This is a genomic window from Kribbella antiqua (assembly GCF_004345665.1).
In the GTDB taxonomy this organism is placed as follows: Bacteria; Actinomycetota; Actinomycetes; order Propionibacteriales; family Kribbellaceae; genus Kribbella; species Kribbella antiqua.
The window spans coordinates 303,007-319,478 of the sequence record NZ_SLWR01000002.1; the positions used below are offsets into that span (position 1 = coordinate 303,007).

Sequence of the window (16,472 nt, forward strand, 5' to 3'; positions counted from 1 at the left end):
GCCCTTTCTACTGACCTGTCGTCCGGGAATCGTTACGGTCGTCGGTTCGCAGCCACAGCGACACATGGGTCGGCTGCATGGTGTCGTGTACGACGTTGCGCAGATCGGTGGCCAACGCCTGCAAGTCGAGTTCATGGCGCAGCCGCACGCCGAACGCAGCCAGCGTGCGGGCGGCGTCGTACCTGCGGCGGAAGAAGCGTCGGTCGACGACGGCCTGGATCCGCGAGCGCACGGGGCGGAACAGGGCCGCGACCGCGAGAGTCGACACCGCGACGGCCGGGCCCGAGCCGTGTGTCACCGGACGCAACAGCAGTTGGAGGATGAGCACGCTGCCCAGATATCCGGTGGCCAGCGTGACGGTCAGGGCGCCGTACACGATCGTGCGGTTGATCACCACGTCGACGTCGTAGAGGCGATGGCGCAGGATGCCGATGCCGGTCGCGACGGGCAGACCGAGAATGCTGAGCATGATCGCGGCGTTGGCCACGGCGGGCGTGAGGAGCTCGTAGCCGGCTGTGCCGATGGCGATCGTCGCGGCGGCCAACGCGCCCGCCCAGACCAGCCATTTGATCTGCTGGCGTTGCACATAGCCCGCTCTGCGGAACCGCAGAATCAGCGCCAGCGGCGAGGCGATGAGTACGCCGAGCACCACCAGCGCAGATACACCCTCACCTACCGTCCGGACGACGCTGTCGATCGCGAACGGGTTCGTGAGCCCGGGGAAGTCCTCGAGCGCACCCGGCTTCGTACCCGCCGTCACGAAGGATCCGGTGATTCCGAGCGCAGCGCACCACGCCACCAGACGCCAGCGATGGGAAGGTAGGCGGCCGTCAGGGAACAGCAGGGGCAGGTAGGCCGCCGGCACCAGGACGACCGGAATCCACGAGACCGTCGCATACCCAGCGGCTGCTTCGGCCAGGGAACCGGCGGAACCTGCCTCGACCTGCCCGTACTCGGCATAGCTGCTGGCCACGGCCCCGAGCCCGTTCACCACCGCGGAGGCGAGGAAGATCCAGCCGATCGGATTGTGCGGGTGCCGTCGCGCGATCAGGATCCCGACGGTGCAGAACACCAGCACCATCACAACAATCAGGTCTCCCCACCCCAACCCGATGGTCCCGGCGGCGGCAGTCAGACCGATCGCGATCGCGGTGAACGCCACGGCCACGCCGCCGAGCGTCCAGGCCAGGAGCGCTGCCGTACGGGCGCTCATCGCGGCCTCCGCAGCCACAACGACACGTGGGCCGGCTGCATGGTGTCGCGTACCACGGATTGCAGGTCGTTGCCCAGCGCATCGACATCCAGTTGGTCTCGCAGCCGGGCGCCGAAGGCCGCCAACGTTCGGGTGGCGTCGTACTTGCGCCGGAAGAACCGCCGGTCCACCACGGCCTGGATTCGCGACCGGACCGGCCGGAACAACGCCGCGACCGCGAGCGTCGACACTGCCACGGCCAGGCCGGAGTCCGAGGTCAGCGGGCGCAGCACCAGCTGCAGCAGCAGGACGCTGCCGACGTACGCCGCACCCAAGGACACCGTCAGACCGCCGTAGACGAGCGTCCGATTGACCACGACGTCGATGTCGAACAGCCGGTACCGCAGGATCGCGATCCCGGTCGCGACCGGCACGGTGGCAAGTGCAAAGGAGGGGATCAGTTCTCCGTAAGGCGCGGTCGCCGGTCCGCCCACCGTCTCCAATACGGCCACTGCGCAGAGGGCGACGGCGACGAGCATCCCGGCGTACATGAGCCACTGGATCTGCTGGCGCTCCACCGTCTGCGAGGTGCGGTAGCGGATCACCAACGACAGGATGGAGGCTGCCACTGCGATCAGCAGGGCGACTATTCCCGCCGCCCTCAGCGGAGTCCACAGGTCGATGCCGACGTGGACCCCGAACGGGTTGTCCGCCGCGACGTCCTCCATCGGTCCCGGTGCGAACGCGGTGGTGACGAACAGGGCCAGGAAGCCACCAATGGCGAGCCATGCGACCGGACGCCAGCGCCTGGACGGCAATCGGCCGGTCGGAAAGAGCAGCAGACCGAAGGTTGGCGCCAGCCACACCGGTAGCCAGGCCCAGGTCGAGAACCAACCGATCACCAGGGCGGGCTGGTCCATGCCCCGCCGGGTGAGCTCGTCGGCCGCGTAGCCGGCGGATCCCACCAGCACCGAACTCACTCCGGGCAACAGCAGAATCCAGCCGATCGGATGGCTGGGGCGCTGCGACACGATCAGCGCGCCGACCGAGACGAAGGCCAGGACGAACACCAACCAGCCGGCGGACGTCGGGATCCCGTCGCTGCTGGTGACCTCGTCCACCAAGTCAACCGCCGGGACGCTGACCGCGAGCAGCCAGAGCAGACTGATCGGTACCCACCGCTTCATCGCGAACCCCGCAACCACAGCGTCACCTGGGTGGGCTGCATGGTGTCGCGTACCACGGATTGCAGGTCGTTGCCTAGCGCATCGACATCCAGCTGGTCTCGCAGAAGGGCGCCGAACGCCTGCAGGGTACGGGCGGCGTCGTACCGGCGGCGGAAGAACCGCCGATCCACCAAGAGCTGGATCCGTCGTCGCGCCGGGCGGAACAACGCCGCCACCGCGAGCGTCGACATCGCGACCGCGAGGTCCGACCCCTGGGTCATCGGGTTCAGCACGAGTTGGAGGAGCAGCACGCTCCCGAGGTACGACGCACCCAGCGTCAGGGTCAGCGCGCCGTACACGAGGGTCCGGTTGATGACGACGTCGATGTCGTACAGGTGATGACGCAGGATCGCGACGCCGATGGCCAACGGCAGGCCGACCAGGACCAGCGCGACGAGCGACCACCAGGCGATCAGGGCAGCCACGTTCAGCCACGGTGGGAGATCGTCACCCGCGACCAGGCTAACCACCGCGAGAACGACGAATGGAACGAGCGCCAGCATGCAGACGTAGGCGAACCACGTGACCTGCCGACGCTCGCGACCGCGTGATCGCCGCAGTCGCAGGACCAAGGAGACGCCACCGAGTACGAGTGTGCCGGCCGCGAGGAGTTCGCCGGCGCCGGACAGCCAGGAGAGCGCGCCGCCAACGGGTCCTCCGACGCCGAGCGGGTTGTGGATCGGGCGGTCTGCGGGGATCTCGAGAACGCCGGGCGCGAAAGCGGTCCCGACCACGTTGGCCGCGACAGCACCGATGCCGAGCCCGACGACAGTCCGCCACCGTCGCGACAGCAACCTGCCGGCGGGGAAGACCAAGGTGAGGAACAGGGCTGGGAGATAGAGCCACACGAACAACAACCAACTGGTGAGCCACCCCGCCCACGCCGCGCCGGGGGACGACGCCCGACTGGCGTACACGGTCATGAAGGTGTCGAGCCCGAGGGCAACGGCGGCGACGAGCAGGAGCCATCCGGCGGCATTGGCGGGTTGCCGTGACGCGACCAACGCACCGACGAGCGCGAAGCCGATCCCGATCGCGACCAGCGCGTCGGACGCATTCCCGTGCCGAACCGCCACCAGCACAGGCGTTGCCAAGGCCAGGATCACGAAGAACCCGAAGAGGCTCCAGGCGAGCCACTTGGCGACACGGCCGCTCATCGGTCGGCCTTTCGCAGCCACAGCGTCACGTGGGCCGGCTGCATGGTGTCGCGCACCACGGCCTGGAGATCGGTGCCGAGGGCATCCAGATCCAGCTGCTCTCGCAACCGTGCACCGAACGCCTCCAGAGTCCGGGCCGCGTCGTACCGGCGCCGGAAGAACCGCCGGTCGACCATCGCCTGGATCCGCGACCGCACCGGGCGGAACAGGCCTGCCACCAAAAGTGTCGACACCGCCACCGCGAGGCCGGATCCCTGCGTCACCGGGCTCAGAACCAACTGAAGCAACAAGACACTGCCGACGTACGCCGCACCCAGTGTCACGGACAGAGCGCCGTACACCAGTGTCCGGTTGATGACGACGTCGATGTCGTACAGGCGATACCGCAGGATCGCGACACCGACGGCCCACGGGATGGCCAGAAGCAAAACCGCGAAGGCCAGCTCGGACACCGGGATGCCGCCGACGTGAAGGTCGGTGAATGACAGCGCCGTCGTGACGGGAATGGACCCGATCAGCAGGGCCCCGAGGTAGAACATCCAGGAGATCTGCAGCCGTTCCACTCCTCGCGACCGCCGGAAGCGAACCGCGAGAGCCACCAACCCGAGGATGAGCCCGACACTGAGGGCGGGTGCGGCAACGTCACCGACTCCCGACATGACGGAGCTCGATACCGGGAACGGGTTCGAGACCGGGAAATAGTGCAGCTCACCCGGCGCGAGTACCGTCCCGACGACGTACGCCGCCACGTCGAGCGCCACCGCCCACACGAGCCATCGCCATCTCCGCGACGGCACGTGCCCGGTCGGGAAGAGGACGAACACCAGGAGCGACGTCGCCGCGACGGCCGGCCAGATCACCGCATCGGCGATCAGAGCAGCCCAGGCGCCGCCGGGCAGAGTGCCCGGCGCGTGGAGCAGCGCGTAGGCGCCGTATTCGAGCAATGCCTGCGCGAGGGTGTTCCCGAGACCGGTGGCGAGGAACAGCCAGCCGATCGCGTTGTCTGGTTGCCGTGCGGTGATCACCGCACCGACGGTGGGAAAGCCGAGGATGGCCACGTCGACCACGGCATCCAGCGAGCCGTACGAACCCGCCGGCCGGGCATGTCCGTTGATCACGAAGAGTACGAGCGCGACTGCGGTGAGCACGACGCACAGTCCCCACACCGACCAGGCCAGACGGGCAGCACCCATTCGGACCACCACTGCGCCCCCTCCCCCTGCAGGCATGGAACCTCTGATTCCCCGATGAACGACACGTTCGCAGTCGACCGTGCAAGAATCGTTACGGTTTCGGTGCGCGGTCCGCCGCGCCGCCGGCGCACGGGGCGGGGGTGTGGTGATCGAGGTCAGTCTGTTGGGTCCGCCTCGGGTCGAGCGGGCCGGAATGCTTGTCGGGTTCGACACCCGCAAGGCGGTGGCGCTGCTCGCCCATCTGGCCCTGGCCGACCGGCCGCGCCCGCGGGACGCCCTGGCTGATCTGCTGTGGCCGGACAACGACATCGAGCACGCCCGCGGTGCGCTGCGGCGGACCCTGTCCACGCTGCGCACCGCGATCGGGGCCGAGTCTCTGGAGACCACCCGCGATCACGTCCGCCTGATCAAGGGCCAGGGCCTGTCCGTCGATGTCGACCGCTTCCGGGACCTGGTGACCGAGGGCGACCTGCACACGGCCATCGGCCTGTTCCGCGGCGACTTCCTGGAGGGTTTCGGTCTGCGGGACTCCCCCGGCTTCGAGGATTGGGCGCGTAACCAGGCCGACACTTTGCGCCGCGAACTGACGGGCGCTCTTGCACAACTGGCTGCCGCCTTGGAGGAGGCCGGCGATTATTCGGCCGCCCTTGTGCACGTACGCCGCTGGCTGGCGCTCGACCCCTTGCACGAGCCGGCGCATCGCGCGCTCATCCGGCTGCACGCGCTCACCGGGGATCGGGCCGCGGCGCTGGTCCAATACCGCCAGTGCGTCCGCACTCTCTCCCGCGAGCTGGGGGTTTCGCCGCTCCCCGAGACCACCGAGCTCTACGAGGCCGTCAACACAGGCAAGCTCTTCGTGTCGCCGCCAACTGCGGAGACCGCGGAGACTCCGGCGCAGGAGACCCAGACACCGTTCGTCGGGCGGCACGACGACATCCGTGCCGTCCGCGCGGTCTACGACGCGATCGATCATGACGGCCGGCTGGTCGTGGTCGAGGGCGAGGCCGGCATCGGCAAGACTCGTCTGGTCGAGGAGCTGCTCGTCGACCTCCGCAAGAACGGCGCCGCCGTACTGACCGGCCGGGCGTACGAGGACGAGGCAGCGCTGGCGTACGCGCCACTGGTCGACGCGCTGCGGGCCCGGTTGCGCGAGGACGCCCGCTGGGTCGACGACGTACCGGACCAGACGATCGCCGAGGTGTCCCGGCTCCTGCCAGAAATTGCCGACGCCCGGCCTGAGCCCCAGGCCGAGGGCCCGGGAGCCGAAGCCAGGTTCCTCGCCGCCGTATGGGACACCCTCGCCGCGGCGGTGTCCGGACCCGTCCCCGGCGTGATCCACATCGACAACGCGCACTGGCTCGACGAGGCGTCCTTGGTTCTGCTCAGGTACGGCCTTCGCCGACTCGCGGGCCGGCCGCTGCTCATCACGCTCACCTGGCGAACCCCCGCCGACCACCCGGTCAGCAGCGTCGTCGCGGAGGTTGCGCGAGGTGGTGGCGCCGTCCGCCGGCTCGGACGGCTGGACGTGGACGCGATAGGTGAGCTGCTGGCCGCCGCGCGCCCCTCGATGGACCGCGAACTGTTGCGCAGGTTGTACGACGAGACCGAGGGCGTGCCGCTGCTGGTCGTCGAATACCTCAACGCCCTCACAACCGGTGCCGACGAGAGCTGGCCGGTGCCGACCGGCGTCAACGACCTCCTGCGCGCACGCCTCGACAGGGTCAGCGACACCGGCATGCAGGTACTGGCCGCCGCGGCGGTCCTCGGGAGATCGTTCGACGTCGACACGGTCCGTGCGGTCAGCGGGCGTACTGACGAGGAGACCGTCGCCTCGCTGGAGGAACTGGTACGCCGCGGGCTGATCCGCGAAGGAGCCCTCGACTACGACTTCGTCCACGACCAACTGCGAAGACTCGTGTCCGACGACACCAGCCTTGCCCGGCGCCGACTGCTGCACGCCCGGGCGGCCCGCGCCGTTCACGGCCCGGCAGCAGTCGTTGCCCATCACCTCCAACTCGCCGGCCATGACCAGGAGGCCGCCCAGGCCTACGCTGCCGCCGCCGGCCAAGCCCGCAAGGTCTACGCCAACGCTGAGGCCCTCGAACACCTTCACGCAGCGCTGGCGCTCGGGCACGACAGTCCGTCCACGCTGCACGCCTCGATCGGAGACCTCGAGACGCTCGCCGGAAACTACACCGCCGCCGTGCGCAGCTACGAACTGGCAGCCGCCGACGCACCCGCCGCCGACCTGCCCGGGATCGAACACCGCCTGGGGCGCCTGCGTCACAGGCGCGGGGAATGGGCACTCGCGGAGGCACATTTCCGCGCTGCATTGGAAAACCTGCCGCCCGGACAACCTGCCGAGCAGGCTCGCATCACAGCCGACATGAGCCTCACCCGCCACAACGCCGGTGACGTGGCCGGTGCGACGGAACTCGCCCGCCAGGCACTCGCGTTCGCCACCGATTCAGGTGACCGACGAGCCCTCGGCCAGGCACACAACATGCTCGGCATGCTCGCGACCGCCGACGGCCGCATCGACGACGCCTTCCAGCATCTCAGGACCGGCCGCGACCTCGCTGAGCAGATCGGCGACCTGCCCGGCCGCGTCGCGGCGCTGAACAACCTCGCCCTCGCCCATCGTGCCCACGGAGAACTGGAACCCGCGCTCGAACTCGCCAACACCGCGCTCGCGCTTTGTACCGAGGAGGGCGACCGCCACCGCGAGGCCGCGTTGCACAACAACCTCGCCGACCTGCACCACGCCCTCGGCCACCACGACGAGACGATGCGACACCTGAAGTCAGCGGTGGCGATCTTCGCCGAGGTGGGCGCTCCGCACGGCACGAACATCGACCCCGCCGACGAACCCCGTCCAGAGCTATGGAAACTCGTCCGCTGGTAAACGGTCGAGCGCGCGGTTGACAATGGCGGCCCTCCGGAGGATGGTGAGCGACTTAGGGCGTTTGCGGTGCTGATCTCAGGCTTGTCCGTCGACGACAACAGTGGGAGCCGCCGTTCGGCGGGCTCCTCGCAGGGAGCTCAGCCACACGACGGGACTGCCCATCTACTGGCCTGCCTTGCAAGCTCCGCCGCCCTCGTTGTTCGACGCCTGCGGCCTGAGTGCCGACCGCGGAGCTCATCATCTTGCTGCGCCCCGCCCATGGAGGGAGTGGCGGGGCGCAGGAAGCACACCAAGCTCGCAGCCGCCGTATGACACCGACTCCGCCCGTTATGTGCCGCTAGTCGCGAGTGGATAGGTGGCCCACAGGTGGCCAGCCATGCATGCCCGGCACCCCTCCAGCTGGGCCGCCCCCAAGCGGGCTGGTCACCGTCACTGGCCTCTCGCGCAGGCCGCGCGACCGATCCCGGCGATGAAGCGGGTGGGGTCCAGGCCTGGACCATCTGACGGAGTGCGACCACTGTGAGGTGTGAATACCACCGCTGTACTACCGCACGACTGCACCGCCCGCCCACCTGAGCCAGCAGATGCCGAAGCATTGTTCGACATGCTCGCGGCTTACAACACAGCGTTGATCGGAGTCGCGGACGGCACGGTGGACGAGGTCGCCGACCGCATCGTCGAGCCCGGCTTCGACCGCGGGACCGACGGCTTCCTGGTCCTCGCCGGGGACGGTCTGCCGGTCGGCTACGGGACGACCTTCGGCAGGGGCGACCGTGAAGTCGTCGGAATCCAGGTGTGGTCGCAACAGGCGGCGGTCGCCGACTGGCTGTTCGAGCAGACGATGCATCGTGCCCGCGAGATGGGACGCGAACGCGGCCACGCCGAGATCACCGTCGACACCGAGGTGTACCGAGCCGACGAGTCACTGCGCACGCTGTTGTCCGATCACGATTTCACCGCGAGTACGACGTACCAGCGGATGCGGATCGATCACACCGGCCCGATCGCCACCCCGGAGGCGCCGGCCGGCGTCGTGGTCCGGCGCGGCGCCTTCGACGACGCCACCCGCTGGACTGCTCACCAGATCATCATCGAGTGCCTCCGTGGCCAGGTCGGCTTCGTCGCCCGGCCGCACGACGAGTGGATCGAGGCCCTCGACGGCACCTCCACCTTCGACTGGTCTCTGATCACCCTGCTCGAGATCGACGGGCGGGCGGTCGCGATACGCCTGTGCAGCGAGGAGTACGTCGAGACTGAGAAGTGCGGCCACATCGGCATGCTCGGCGTATTCGAGGAGTTCCGCGGGCGTGGTCTCGCGACGTTCCTGCTACGCGACGCCTTCGCCCGCGACGCGGCTGCCGGCCTCGCCGGCACCAACCTCAACGTCGACACCAACAACCCGACCCAGGCCCTCCGCCTCTACCAGGCGGTCGGAATGAACCCCACCCTCATCTCCGACGGCTGGCGCCGCGTCCTCCCCGTCATCTGAGAGAGCTGGGCCTGCCGCAGGGGCTGCGACAGGCCCAGCGCTCCTACCCGCGGTGAGCGACGACATTCGCGGGGTCGCGGAGCATGGGTCTGGACCTGCCGCGGGAACCGGCAGATCCAGACGTGAGCCTTACCAGCGGTGGGCGACGTCCACCACGATGCGGCTGGTGGAGTCTTGACCGGTGAGGGTGAAGACGCGGAACGGAAGACGGGCACGGACGCCGAGCCCGATCGTGGTCTCACCTTCGAAACTGCCGGCATCCGCGACCTGCCGGAAGGTCCGGTAGCCGCGTACGTTGGTCAGCTCGTTGTGGTTTGCCGGGTTGTAGGTGCTGTGGAAGTCGTCGTCGTACGACGGCACCGCGAGGACGATCTCCAGCTTGGCGCCTCCGCGCAGCGGCACGAGCTCCCCCTGTCCCACCGTGGAAACGTTGTTCACGTACTGCACCCGGAGCCAGGACGGCTTGCCCTTGACGTCGAACACGATGCGATCGAAGCAGGCGTGCCGGCCGGTCCGGACGTTCGTCAGCTGGCCGGCACCACGGATATTGCTTGCCTCGGGCAATGATCCCCAGCCGGTGGGGCACTTGCTGGTGGCGGCTGCCGTGACTACCGCCTTGGACGGGCCGGCCAGCGCCGGCACAGCGATCGCGCCCACCGGGACTGCGGCGACAGCCAGGATCGCGAATGCGGTGCGGATCGGTCGGTGGTTGGGCTTACGGATGGCGTGAATCAACTTCACAATGTCCCCCCTTTGAGACACCTGTTAGATGCCCCCATTGGGTCGGAAGTTGACCTGACGCCGCAGTGATTTCAGGTGCCCGAGCAGGCACCGGCAGCGATCGGTCTCAGGCATGGTTTGTGATCGGCGATCGATCGGTCTCGGGCCGTAGCGCATTCGTACTTTGTACGATAAGCTCCACCTTACTAAGTACTGCCTCTCTGCCGGCGCACTGAGAGCACTCCGCCTCAAGGCCCGCTCCTGCGCATCCAACTCAGCGATCCACGATGCTCTCTGGTTTCACTCTGCAAGACCGCTTGGAGATGGTGGTAGTGGCAACATCCATGACTTATCCGGTGCACGTGGACGCCGCGGTTGATCCGAGATCGTCCAGGTGGCTGTGGCTGGTCAAGTGGGTTCTCGTGATCCCGCATTACGTCGTACTGGTGCCTTTGTGGCTCGGCTTCATGGTCTCCTCTGTCGTCGCGTACTTCGCGATCCTCATCACCGGTCGCTACCCGCGTGCCATCTTCGACTACAACGTCGGCGTGCTCCGGTGGTCCTGGCGGGTCACCTACTACGCCTATGGAGCGCTCGGAACCGACCGGTATCCGCCGTTTACGCTGAAAGACGTCGAGGACTATCCGGCGCACCTGTCGGTCGACTACCCGGCACACCTGTCCCGTGGCCTGGCGCTGGTGAAGTGGTGGCTGCTCGCCATCCCGCACTACATCATTGTCAGCGTCTTCGTCGGCGGCGCAGTGTGGGGCTTCAATCGGTCCGACAGTTGGCAGTGGAGCCTCGGCGGCAGTGGCGGCCTCGTCGGCATCCTCGTGATCGTCGCCGCCGTCATCCTCGCAATCACCGGCGCCTATCCCCGGCCGTTGTACGACATCATTCTCGGGATGAACCGGTGGGCTCTACGGGTCGCGGGCTATGCAGCCCTGATGACCGACGTCTACTCGCCCTTCCGCCTCGACCTCGGCGGCAGCGACCCCGTCCTCGTCGTCCCGCCCAGCTCGGCCGAACGGGCTGACGACGCGCATGAGTGAGTTGAGCCCATGATCCGATCCGCAACACGGATCGCGGCCAAGGCATGACCACTACTCCCCCGCACGTCATCTTCGGCACCGGGGCGATCGGCCTGGCCGCCTTCGAGGCACTCCGCCGCCGCGGCGAGACCGTCCGGCTCGTCAACCGCTCCGGCCACGCCCCGGTGCCCGACGGCGTCGAGGTCTTCGGTGGTGACGCCCTCGATCCAACCTTCACCGCCGCCGTCGCCGAAGGCGCCCGGGTGATCTACCAGACGCTCAACCCGCCGTACCCCGAGTGGAGCGAACAGTTCCCCGTCCTCCAGGCCGGCGTGCTCGCCGCGGCCGAAGCCACCGGCGCGCGCCTGGTCAGCATGGAGAACGTCTACATGTACGGACGCCCCGCCGGCCGCCCGTTCACCGAGGACCGCCCCTACGACGCCCACACCAAGAAGGGGCAGCTCCGTGGGCGGATGGCCCGCGAACTCCTCGCAGCCCACGTGGCCGGACGTGTGCAGGTCGCGATCGGCCGGGCCTCGGACTACTTCGGACCACGCGGCGGCGCGCAATCCAATCTCGGCGACCGCGTCTTCTCCGCCGCCCTGGCCGGAAAGACCGCCACCGTGCTCGGCGACCCCGACCAACCACACACCTACACCTTCATCCCCGACATCGGTGAAGCCCTCGCAGTCCTCGGCGAACACCCTGACGCTCCAGGCCAGGTGTGGCACCTCCCGAACGACCCCGACACCCGCAGCACCCGGCAGCTCGTCGACATCGTCTACCAGCACGCTGGGCAACCCCGTGCCAAACTTCGCGCCATGCCGCCGCTGATGCTGCGCGCGCTCGGCCTGATCAACCCCACCGTGCGGGAACTCGGCGAAATCCAGTACCTGTTCGAGGAGCCGTTCATCGTCGACAGCAGCAAGATCGCGAACAAGCTCGGCGTCCAGCCCACTCCGGTCGACGTAGCCCTGAAGCAAACCCTCACGACGTACCGGCACGGATAACCCCGTCGCCTCATCGGCCGACGAGTGGTTGCTTGGGGCATCGATCTCGCCGGATGCGGTGGTCAGAGGCCGTCGGTCTTGGACTCTTGTCACCATGCCGAACTGGTCGATCTACTTCACTCCAAGCCAGAGTGAACGCCAACTTGGACTCTTCGGTCTCGGCGCCGGCGAACAGGAGAACCCCAAGGGACCAGCCCCGGAGCGCGCCCTCGGCTGTCATGCTCTCGTCTGGATCAGGGAAGGCCGCGGCCACCTTCTGCACGGCCCCGACCGCCAGCTCCACCCAGTCGAGGCCCCGGCGATGCTGTGGCTGTACCCCGGCGTCCTGCACGGCTACCGCCCCGCCACCCGCTGGCGACAGGCCTGGACACTCTTCAGCGGTCCTGCCACGGATGCGCTCACCACGCTGGGCCATCTCGACCCCACCCGGCAAGTACGCCGGTTCGCCGATCCCCGGCCCGTCGACAAAGCCTTCACCCGGCTCCTCCGCGTCGCCCGCGCACAGAACGGCGTACGGAACGGCGTGCAGACCATCGCGGCCCTGTACGACGTCATCGCCGAGGCAGCGCCGCCACCAGACGACGACATAGCAGCCCGGCTCGCCCGACTCGCCTGCGAACCCCTGTCCATCCGGGACTACGCAACAGAGCTCGGACTGACCCTCAGGGAGTTGCGCGACGCCATCAAGCGCACGACCGGCTCCACCCCACAGGAACTGGTCCTGACCACCAGGCTCAACACCGCCAAGGCGCTGCTCGCGGAGGAGGACCTGCCGGTGACGGCGATCGCCCGGGAGGTCGGGTACGACGACCCGGCGTACTTCAGCAGGCTGTTCACCGCCCGGGTCGGACAGTCACCGCGCGCCTTCCGGCGGTTCGGTTCGATGCCGCCCGAGTAGGCGGGCCTAGATGTTGACTGGGTGAATTGACGGTGGTGTTGACTTTTCGTCGGATCCGTCGAATCCTGGAAGGGAGACGAGAGGATCCGGATGAGTCACGTGCGTGTCGGGCTTGTTGTGCCCAGTTCGAATGTCACTGTCGAGACGGAGTTGCCGGCGGTGCTCGGCCGGCATCCGGCGGCGACGTTCTCCTTCCATGGCAGCCGGATGCGGATGGCCAAGGTCTCCCCCGCGCAGCTCGCCGCGATGAACGCGCAGCGGGAGCGGTGTGTGATGGAGCTCGGGGATGCCGATCCGGATGTGCTGCTCTACGCGTGTCTCGTCGCGTTGATGTCTGTCGGTCCTGGTGAGCACCAGCGCGTCGAAGGGTTGATCGCCGAGCAGCTCGCCACGGGCGGGTCCGCGGCGTTGGTCAGGTCAAGTGCCGGCGCGCTGACCGAGGCTCTTCGGGCTATCCCGGCTCAGCGGATCGCGATCGTCACGCCGTACCTCAAGCCACTTGCCGAGAAGGTCGTGGCGTACCTCGAGGCGGAGGGTTTCGAGGTGGTGGATTGGCGCGCGTTGGAGGTCGAGGACAACCGTCAGGTCGGCTGCATCCCCGGCGACCAGGTGATGGCCGCCGCCCGCTCGTTGGAGTTGGCTCGCGCGGATGCTCTGGTGATCTCGGCCTGTGTGCAGATGCCTTCGTTGCCGCTGGTCGAATCCGCCGAGCAGGAGTTCGGACTTCCGGTGCTTTCGGCCGCGACGGCGGGCGCCTACAGCATTCTCAAGGCAGCCGGTCTGCCGATCGATATTCCCGGGGCAGGTTCGCTGCTCCGGCGCGAAGGAGGACTGTCCCGATGAACGACCTCGCCGGACGGCATCTGGCCCGCGGTGTCGACCACGCCGCCTTTCCCACTTTCGATCCGGTCGGGACGGTCCGGTTCTACCGCGATGTTCTCGGCTTCCCGGTCGTGCACTCGATCTGCGCCGCCGGCTGGGGCCCGGACGATCACCCGGACTTCATCCACTTCTTCTTCGACATCGGCAACGACGACCGCCTCGCGTTCTTCTACTACTTCGGGCTGCCGCGGCCGACGTCGGACGGGAAGGGTGATGTCTACGCGCGCTTCGACGACAGTACGCCGGATTGGTTCGTGAGATCGCGTCATCTGGCGATCCATGTGGACTCCGAGGACGCCTTGACCGAGTACCGTCGCCGGCTCGACCTGAGTGAATGGCCGGTCGAGATGCAGATCCAGCACGAAACGATCGAGTCGATCTACACCCACGACCCGAACGGCTACATGGTCGAAATCACCCGGGCACTGCGTCCGGTGACTCCGCAGGAGGATCTGGACGCCAACCTCACCATCGACGCGCTCGTCGACATCGCGCAGCGCGAGGGCCACACGATGGACGACCTGCTGACGCGCAAGGCCGAGCTGATCGTGGAACGTGCTCCGTCGTGGGAGGTGCGCGTATGAGCCGGCTGTACGTACTCGACGTACCGGAGAACACGTCGGTGGCGAAGGTCGCCGGCCAGTCCGACGGCGTCCAGGTGGACAAGCTCGGTCCCTACTTCGTCATCGAGTACGACGGTCCGATCGTCATCGACCGTCGAGCTACCGGCTGTCGTCACGCGGTCTGGTACAGCTGTGTCGCCGGACTGGCCGGGGGCCGGATCGTCCAATGGGACAAGAACGCGCTGCGAGTGGACCCGCGATGACGGCGACACAACTGGGCGCCGGCCGCTACTCGTCCACGATCGAGGGCCCGCACGGTGTCGCGACCAGCGTGCATGAGCTCAATACCAGCGACGACGCCAAGGTCACCGGCGTCCTGCGCGTGCCGCGAGGAGCGACGAGCGTCGTCACGATCATGCATCCGCGGCAGGACGTCACACACCACCCGCTGATTCCGTACCTGCTGACCATGGGGTACGGCGTGTGGACTCAGAGCTCCCGATCACCGAACAACGACCTCAACCTCCTACATGAGCAGGCGATCATCGACTTCGCCGCCGGCCACGTTTTCCTGCGTGACAACGGCTTCGACGTCTATTCGCTCGGCCACTCAGGCGGTGGCACCCTCGCCGCCTTCTACTGCCAGCAGGCCGCTTTACCTCCTGGGCAACGTCTCACCACAACGCCGTCCGGCCGACCGGTTCCGTTGGCCGGCACCGCGATGCCGCTTCCCGACGGGTGCATCTTCCTCGCGCCGCACCCCGGCCAAGGTGCCCTCCTCCAGCGACTGATCGACCCATCGGTGATCGACGAATCCGATCCGCTCTCCATCGACCCCGACCTCGACCCGTTCAACCCCGCCAACGGATTCCGTCCGGCACCCGAGTCGAGCAACTACGACGACGCGTTCGTCACTCGCTACCGAGCCGCGCAAGCGGATCGCGTACGACGCCTGGACACGCAGGCTCGCGAGTACGTTGCGGATGCCCAGCAGGCGAACCGCGCTTTCAAGTCCGGCGGCGATCCGGCCGATCGGCGCCGCGCGATCGCGCCACGCCTGATGACCGTCTTCCGCACCGATGCCGATCTCCGCAACGTCGATCTCTCGCTCGATCGCAACGATCGCCCGTACGGCTCATTGTTCGGCCGGCGCCCCGACCTGACCAACTACGGCCTGGTCGGCTTCGGCCGCCTGTCGACCGCCGAGGCCTGGCTGTCCACCTGGTCGGCCCTGTCCACCAACGCCACCTTCCTCGACTGTGCTCCCGGCGTCACCGTCCCGACGCTGCTGCTGGAGTTCACCGGCGACCAAGCGTCGTACCCGACCGACATCAGCGCGATGACCGCCGCACTGGCCGCCGCGGACCTGACCGTGCAGTCCGTCCCCGGCACCCACTTCGGCGGCCCGATCACGAAGGGGGCCGCGACCGGCACGTCCTTGGCGGCACAGCGGATCGAGAGCTGGCTGAAGGCTCACGTCTGATCGGTGGTCAGGATCTTCTCGAGGTGCTCGACGTCCTGCTTGAGGCGTTCGATCGCCCGGGTCCGCGGGTCCACGCCCGGGTCTGCGTCGTCGGACGAGAGGACGGAGGCGACAGCCAGGTCGGCGATGGTCGTGGCGACCCGGCTGTTCTCCTCGGGCGTGCCGGGATGGTGCCACCAGGCGACCCAGTTGCATTGACCGATAACCGCGAGAGCAGCGATGCGCGGGTCGACCGGGCGGAACTCGCCGGACGCGACACCCGCCTCGATCACGGCGACGATCTCGTTGAGGACGTCGCGACGGCTCTGGTTGTACGGCCCGACGAGCTCCTCGGGGAGGTCTGCCTCGGAGCGGATCAGCAGCTGGAACTTGGCCGGTTCGCTCGCCTGTTGCAGCGCGATGGCGTGGGCGATCTCGCGTAGCTTCTGGGCCGCGCCGAGCTCGCTCTGCGCGCGGATGGCGCGCAGCGCACGCGCCGGTCCTTCGGCGAGCTCGCTGACCAGCTTGGCGAGGATCTCGTCCTTGTTCTTGACGTAGTGATAGAGCGCCGGCCGGGTCAGCCCGGTCGCGTCCGCGATATCCTTCAGGCTCGTCCCGGAGAACCCACGCTCCGCGAAGAGCCGGGTCGCCTCGGCGATGATCTGACTCTCGACGAGATCGCGGCGGGTACTGCTCCGCACCCGCTCGTCGGCATCGGCGGGCTTCTTCGCTGACGTCATGGGC

General features: G+C 68.0%; 15 protein-coding genes. 9 read left to right on the forward strand and 6 right to left on the reverse strand.

Annotated elements, in window-relative coordinates; genetic code table 11:
- Positions 1–7: 7 nt before the first annotated feature.
- The 4 genes from EV646_RS07470 to EV646_RS07485 are packed head-to-tail and all read right to left on the reverse strand — an operon-like array spanning position 8 to position 4,768.
- Positions 8–1,213, reverse strand: coding sequence for a hypothetical protein (locus EV646_RS07470; protein WP_132145373.1), 1,206 nt, complete (start codon positions 1,211–1,213; stop codon positions 8–10).
- On the reverse strand, positions 1,210–2,379 hold the full coding sequence (locus EV646_RS07475) for a hypothetical protein (RefSeq protein ID WP_132145375.1): 1,170 nt from the start codon (positions 2,377–2,379) through the stop codon (positions 1,210–1,212). The genes EV646_RS07470 and EV646_RS07475 overlap by 4 nt, the downstream gene beginning before the upstream one ends.
- A complete protein-coding gene (locus tag EV646_RS07480; protein WP_132145377.1) occupies positions 2,376–3,575 on the reverse strand; it encodes a hypothetical protein in 1,200 nt (399 codons plus the stop codon). The genes EV646_RS07475 and EV646_RS07480 overlap by 4 nt, the downstream gene beginning before the upstream one ends.
- Positions 3,572–4,768, reverse strand: a complete 1,197-nt coding sequence (locus EV646_RS07485; protein ID WP_132145379.1) for a hypothetical protein — start codon at positions 4,766–4,768, stop codon at positions 3,572–3,574. The genes EV646_RS07480 and EV646_RS07485 overlap by 4 nt, the downstream gene beginning before the upstream one ends.
- 145 nt (positions 4,769–4,913) lie before the next feature.
- On the opposite strand from EV646_RS07485, the gene EV646_RS07490 reads away from it, so the two are divergent.
- Together EV646_RS07490 and EV646_RS07495 are read left to right on the forward strand one after the other, a co-directional pair.
- Positions 4,914–7,673, forward strand: coding sequence for an ATP-binding protein (locus EV646_RS07490; RefSeq protein WP_132145381.1), 2,760 nt, complete (start codon positions 4,914–4,916; stop codon positions 7,671–7,673).
- Positions 7,674–8,199: 526 nt separating this feature from the next.
- Complete coding sequence (locus EV646_RS07495; protein WP_132145383.1) at positions 8,200–9,162, forward strand: GNAT family N-acetyltransferase; 963 nt, start codon at positions 8,200–8,202, stop codon at positions 9,160–9,162.
- Positions 9,163–9,291: 129 nt separating this feature from the next.
- On the opposite strand, the gene EV646_RS07500 is transcribed toward EV646_RS07495, so the two are convergent.
- The gene (locus EV646_RS07500; protein ID WP_241995515.1) at positions 9,292–9,903 is read right to left on the reverse strand and encodes an AMIN-like domain-containing (lipo)protein; all 612 of its coding nucleotides are present in this window, start codon (positions 9,901–9,903) and stop codon (positions 9,292–9,294) included.
- Positions 9,904–10,226: 323 nt separating this feature from the next.
- Between EV646_RS07500 and EV646_RS07505 the strand changes: the two genes are divergently transcribed.
- From EV646_RS07505 to EV646_RS07535, 7 genes are all read left to right on the forward strand, one after another.
- A complete protein-coding gene (locus EV646_RS07505) occupies positions 10,227–10,934 on the forward strand; it encodes a DUF4389 domain-containing protein (RefSeq protein ID WP_132145385.1) in 708 nt (235 codons plus the stop codon).
- Between the two features lie 44 nt (positions 10,935–10,978).
- Positions 10,979–11,923, forward strand: a complete 945-nt coding sequence (locus tag EV646_RS07510) for an NAD-dependent epimerase/dehydratase family protein (protein WP_132145387.1) — start codon at positions 10,979–10,981, stop codon at positions 11,921–11,923.
- A gap of 94 nt (positions 11,924–12,017) precedes the next feature.
- Positions 12,018–12,821, forward strand: a complete 804-nt coding sequence (locus EV646_RS07515; protein WP_132145389.1) for a helix-turn-helix domain-containing protein — start codon at positions 12,018–12,020, stop codon at positions 12,819–12,821.
- Between the two features lie 90 nt (positions 12,822–12,911).
- Positions 12,912–13,664 carry a maleate cis-trans isomerase family protein gene (locus EV646_RS07520; RefSeq protein WP_132145391.1) on the forward strand — a complete coding sequence of 251 codons (753 nt, stop codon included), beginning with the start codon at positions 12,912–12,914 and terminating at the stop codon, positions 13,662–13,664.
- Complete coding sequence (locus EV646_RS07525) at positions 13,661–14,287, forward strand: VOC family protein (RefSeq protein ID WP_132145393.1); 627 nt, start codon at positions 13,661–13,663, stop codon at positions 14,285–14,287. The genes EV646_RS07520 and EV646_RS07525 overlap by 4 nt, the downstream gene beginning before the upstream one ends.
- Positions 14,284–14,529, forward strand: a complete 246-nt coding sequence (locus EV646_RS07530) for a hypothetical protein (protein WP_132145395.1) — start codon at positions 14,284–14,286, stop codon at positions 14,527–14,529. Before EV646_RS07525 ends, EV646_RS07530 begins: the two co-directional genes overlap by 4 nt.
- Positions 14,526–15,749, forward strand: coding sequence for an alpha/beta hydrolase (locus EV646_RS07535; RefSeq protein ID WP_132145397.1), 1,224 nt, complete (start codon positions 14,526–14,528; stop codon positions 15,747–15,749). Before EV646_RS07530 ends, EV646_RS07535 begins: the two co-directional genes overlap by 4 nt.
- On the opposite strand, the gene EV646_RS07540 is transcribed toward EV646_RS07535, so the two are convergent.
- Entirely contained in the window at positions 15,740–16,468 is a 729-nt protein-coding gene (locus EV646_RS07540; protein WP_132145399.1) for a TetR/AcrR family transcriptional regulator, read from the reverse strand. The genes EV646_RS07535 and EV646_RS07540 overlap by 10 nt on opposite strands.
- Positions 16,469–16,472 lie beyond the last annotated feature (4 nt).

Excerpts from the sequence above, each read along its gene's own strand:
- EV646_RS07520 (WP_132145391.1), top strand. The coding sequence starts at position 12,912 with ATGAGTCACGTGCGTGTCGGGCTTGTTGTGCCCAGTTCGAATGTCACT.
- EV646_RS07505 (WP_132145385.1), top strand. The coding sequence starts at position 10,227 with ATGACTTATCCGGTGCACGTGGACGCCGCGGTTGATCCGAGATCGTCC.
- EV646_RS07515 (WP_132145389.1), top strand. The coding sequence starts at position 12,018 with ATGCCGAACTGGTCGATCTACTTCACTCCAAGCCAGAGTGAACGCCAA.
- EV646_RS07480 (WP_132145377.1), bottom strand. The coding sequence starts at position 3,575 with ATGAGCGGCCGTGTCGCCAAGTGGCTCGCCTGGAGCCTCTTCGGGTTC.
- EV646_RS07530 (WP_132145395.1), top strand. The coding sequence starts at position 14,284 with ATGAGCCGGCTGTACGTACTCGACGTACCGGAGAACACGTCGGTGGCG.
- EV646_RS07470 (WP_132145373.1), bottom strand. The coding sequence starts at position 1,213 with ATGAGCGCCCGTACGGCAGCGCTCCTGGCCTGGACGCTCGGCGGCGTG.
- EV646_RS07485 (WP_132145379.1), bottom strand. The coding sequence starts at position 4,768 with ATGGGTGCTGCCCGTCTGGCCTGGTCGGTGTGGGGACTGTGCGTCGTG.
- EV646_RS07540 (WP_132145399.1), bottom strand. The coding sequence starts at position 16,468 with ATGACGTCAGCGAAGAAGCCCGCCGATGCCGACGAGCGGGTGCGGAGC.
- EV646_RS07510 (WP_132145387.1), top strand. The coding sequence starts at position 10,979 with ATGACCACTACTCCCCCGCACGTCATCTTCGGCACCGGGGCGATCGGC.
- EV646_RS07525 (WP_132145393.1), top strand. The coding sequence starts at position 13,661 with ATGAACGACCTCGCCGGACGGCATCTGGCCCGCGGTGTCGACCACGCC.
- EV646_RS07535 (WP_132145397.1), top strand. The coding sequence starts at position 14,526 with ATGACGGCGACACAACTGGGCGCCGGCCGCTACTCGTCCACGATCGAG.
- EV646_RS07475 (WP_132145375.1), bottom strand. The coding sequence starts at position 2,379 with ATGAAGCGGTGGGTACCGATCAGTCTGCTCTGGCTGCTCGCGGTCAGC.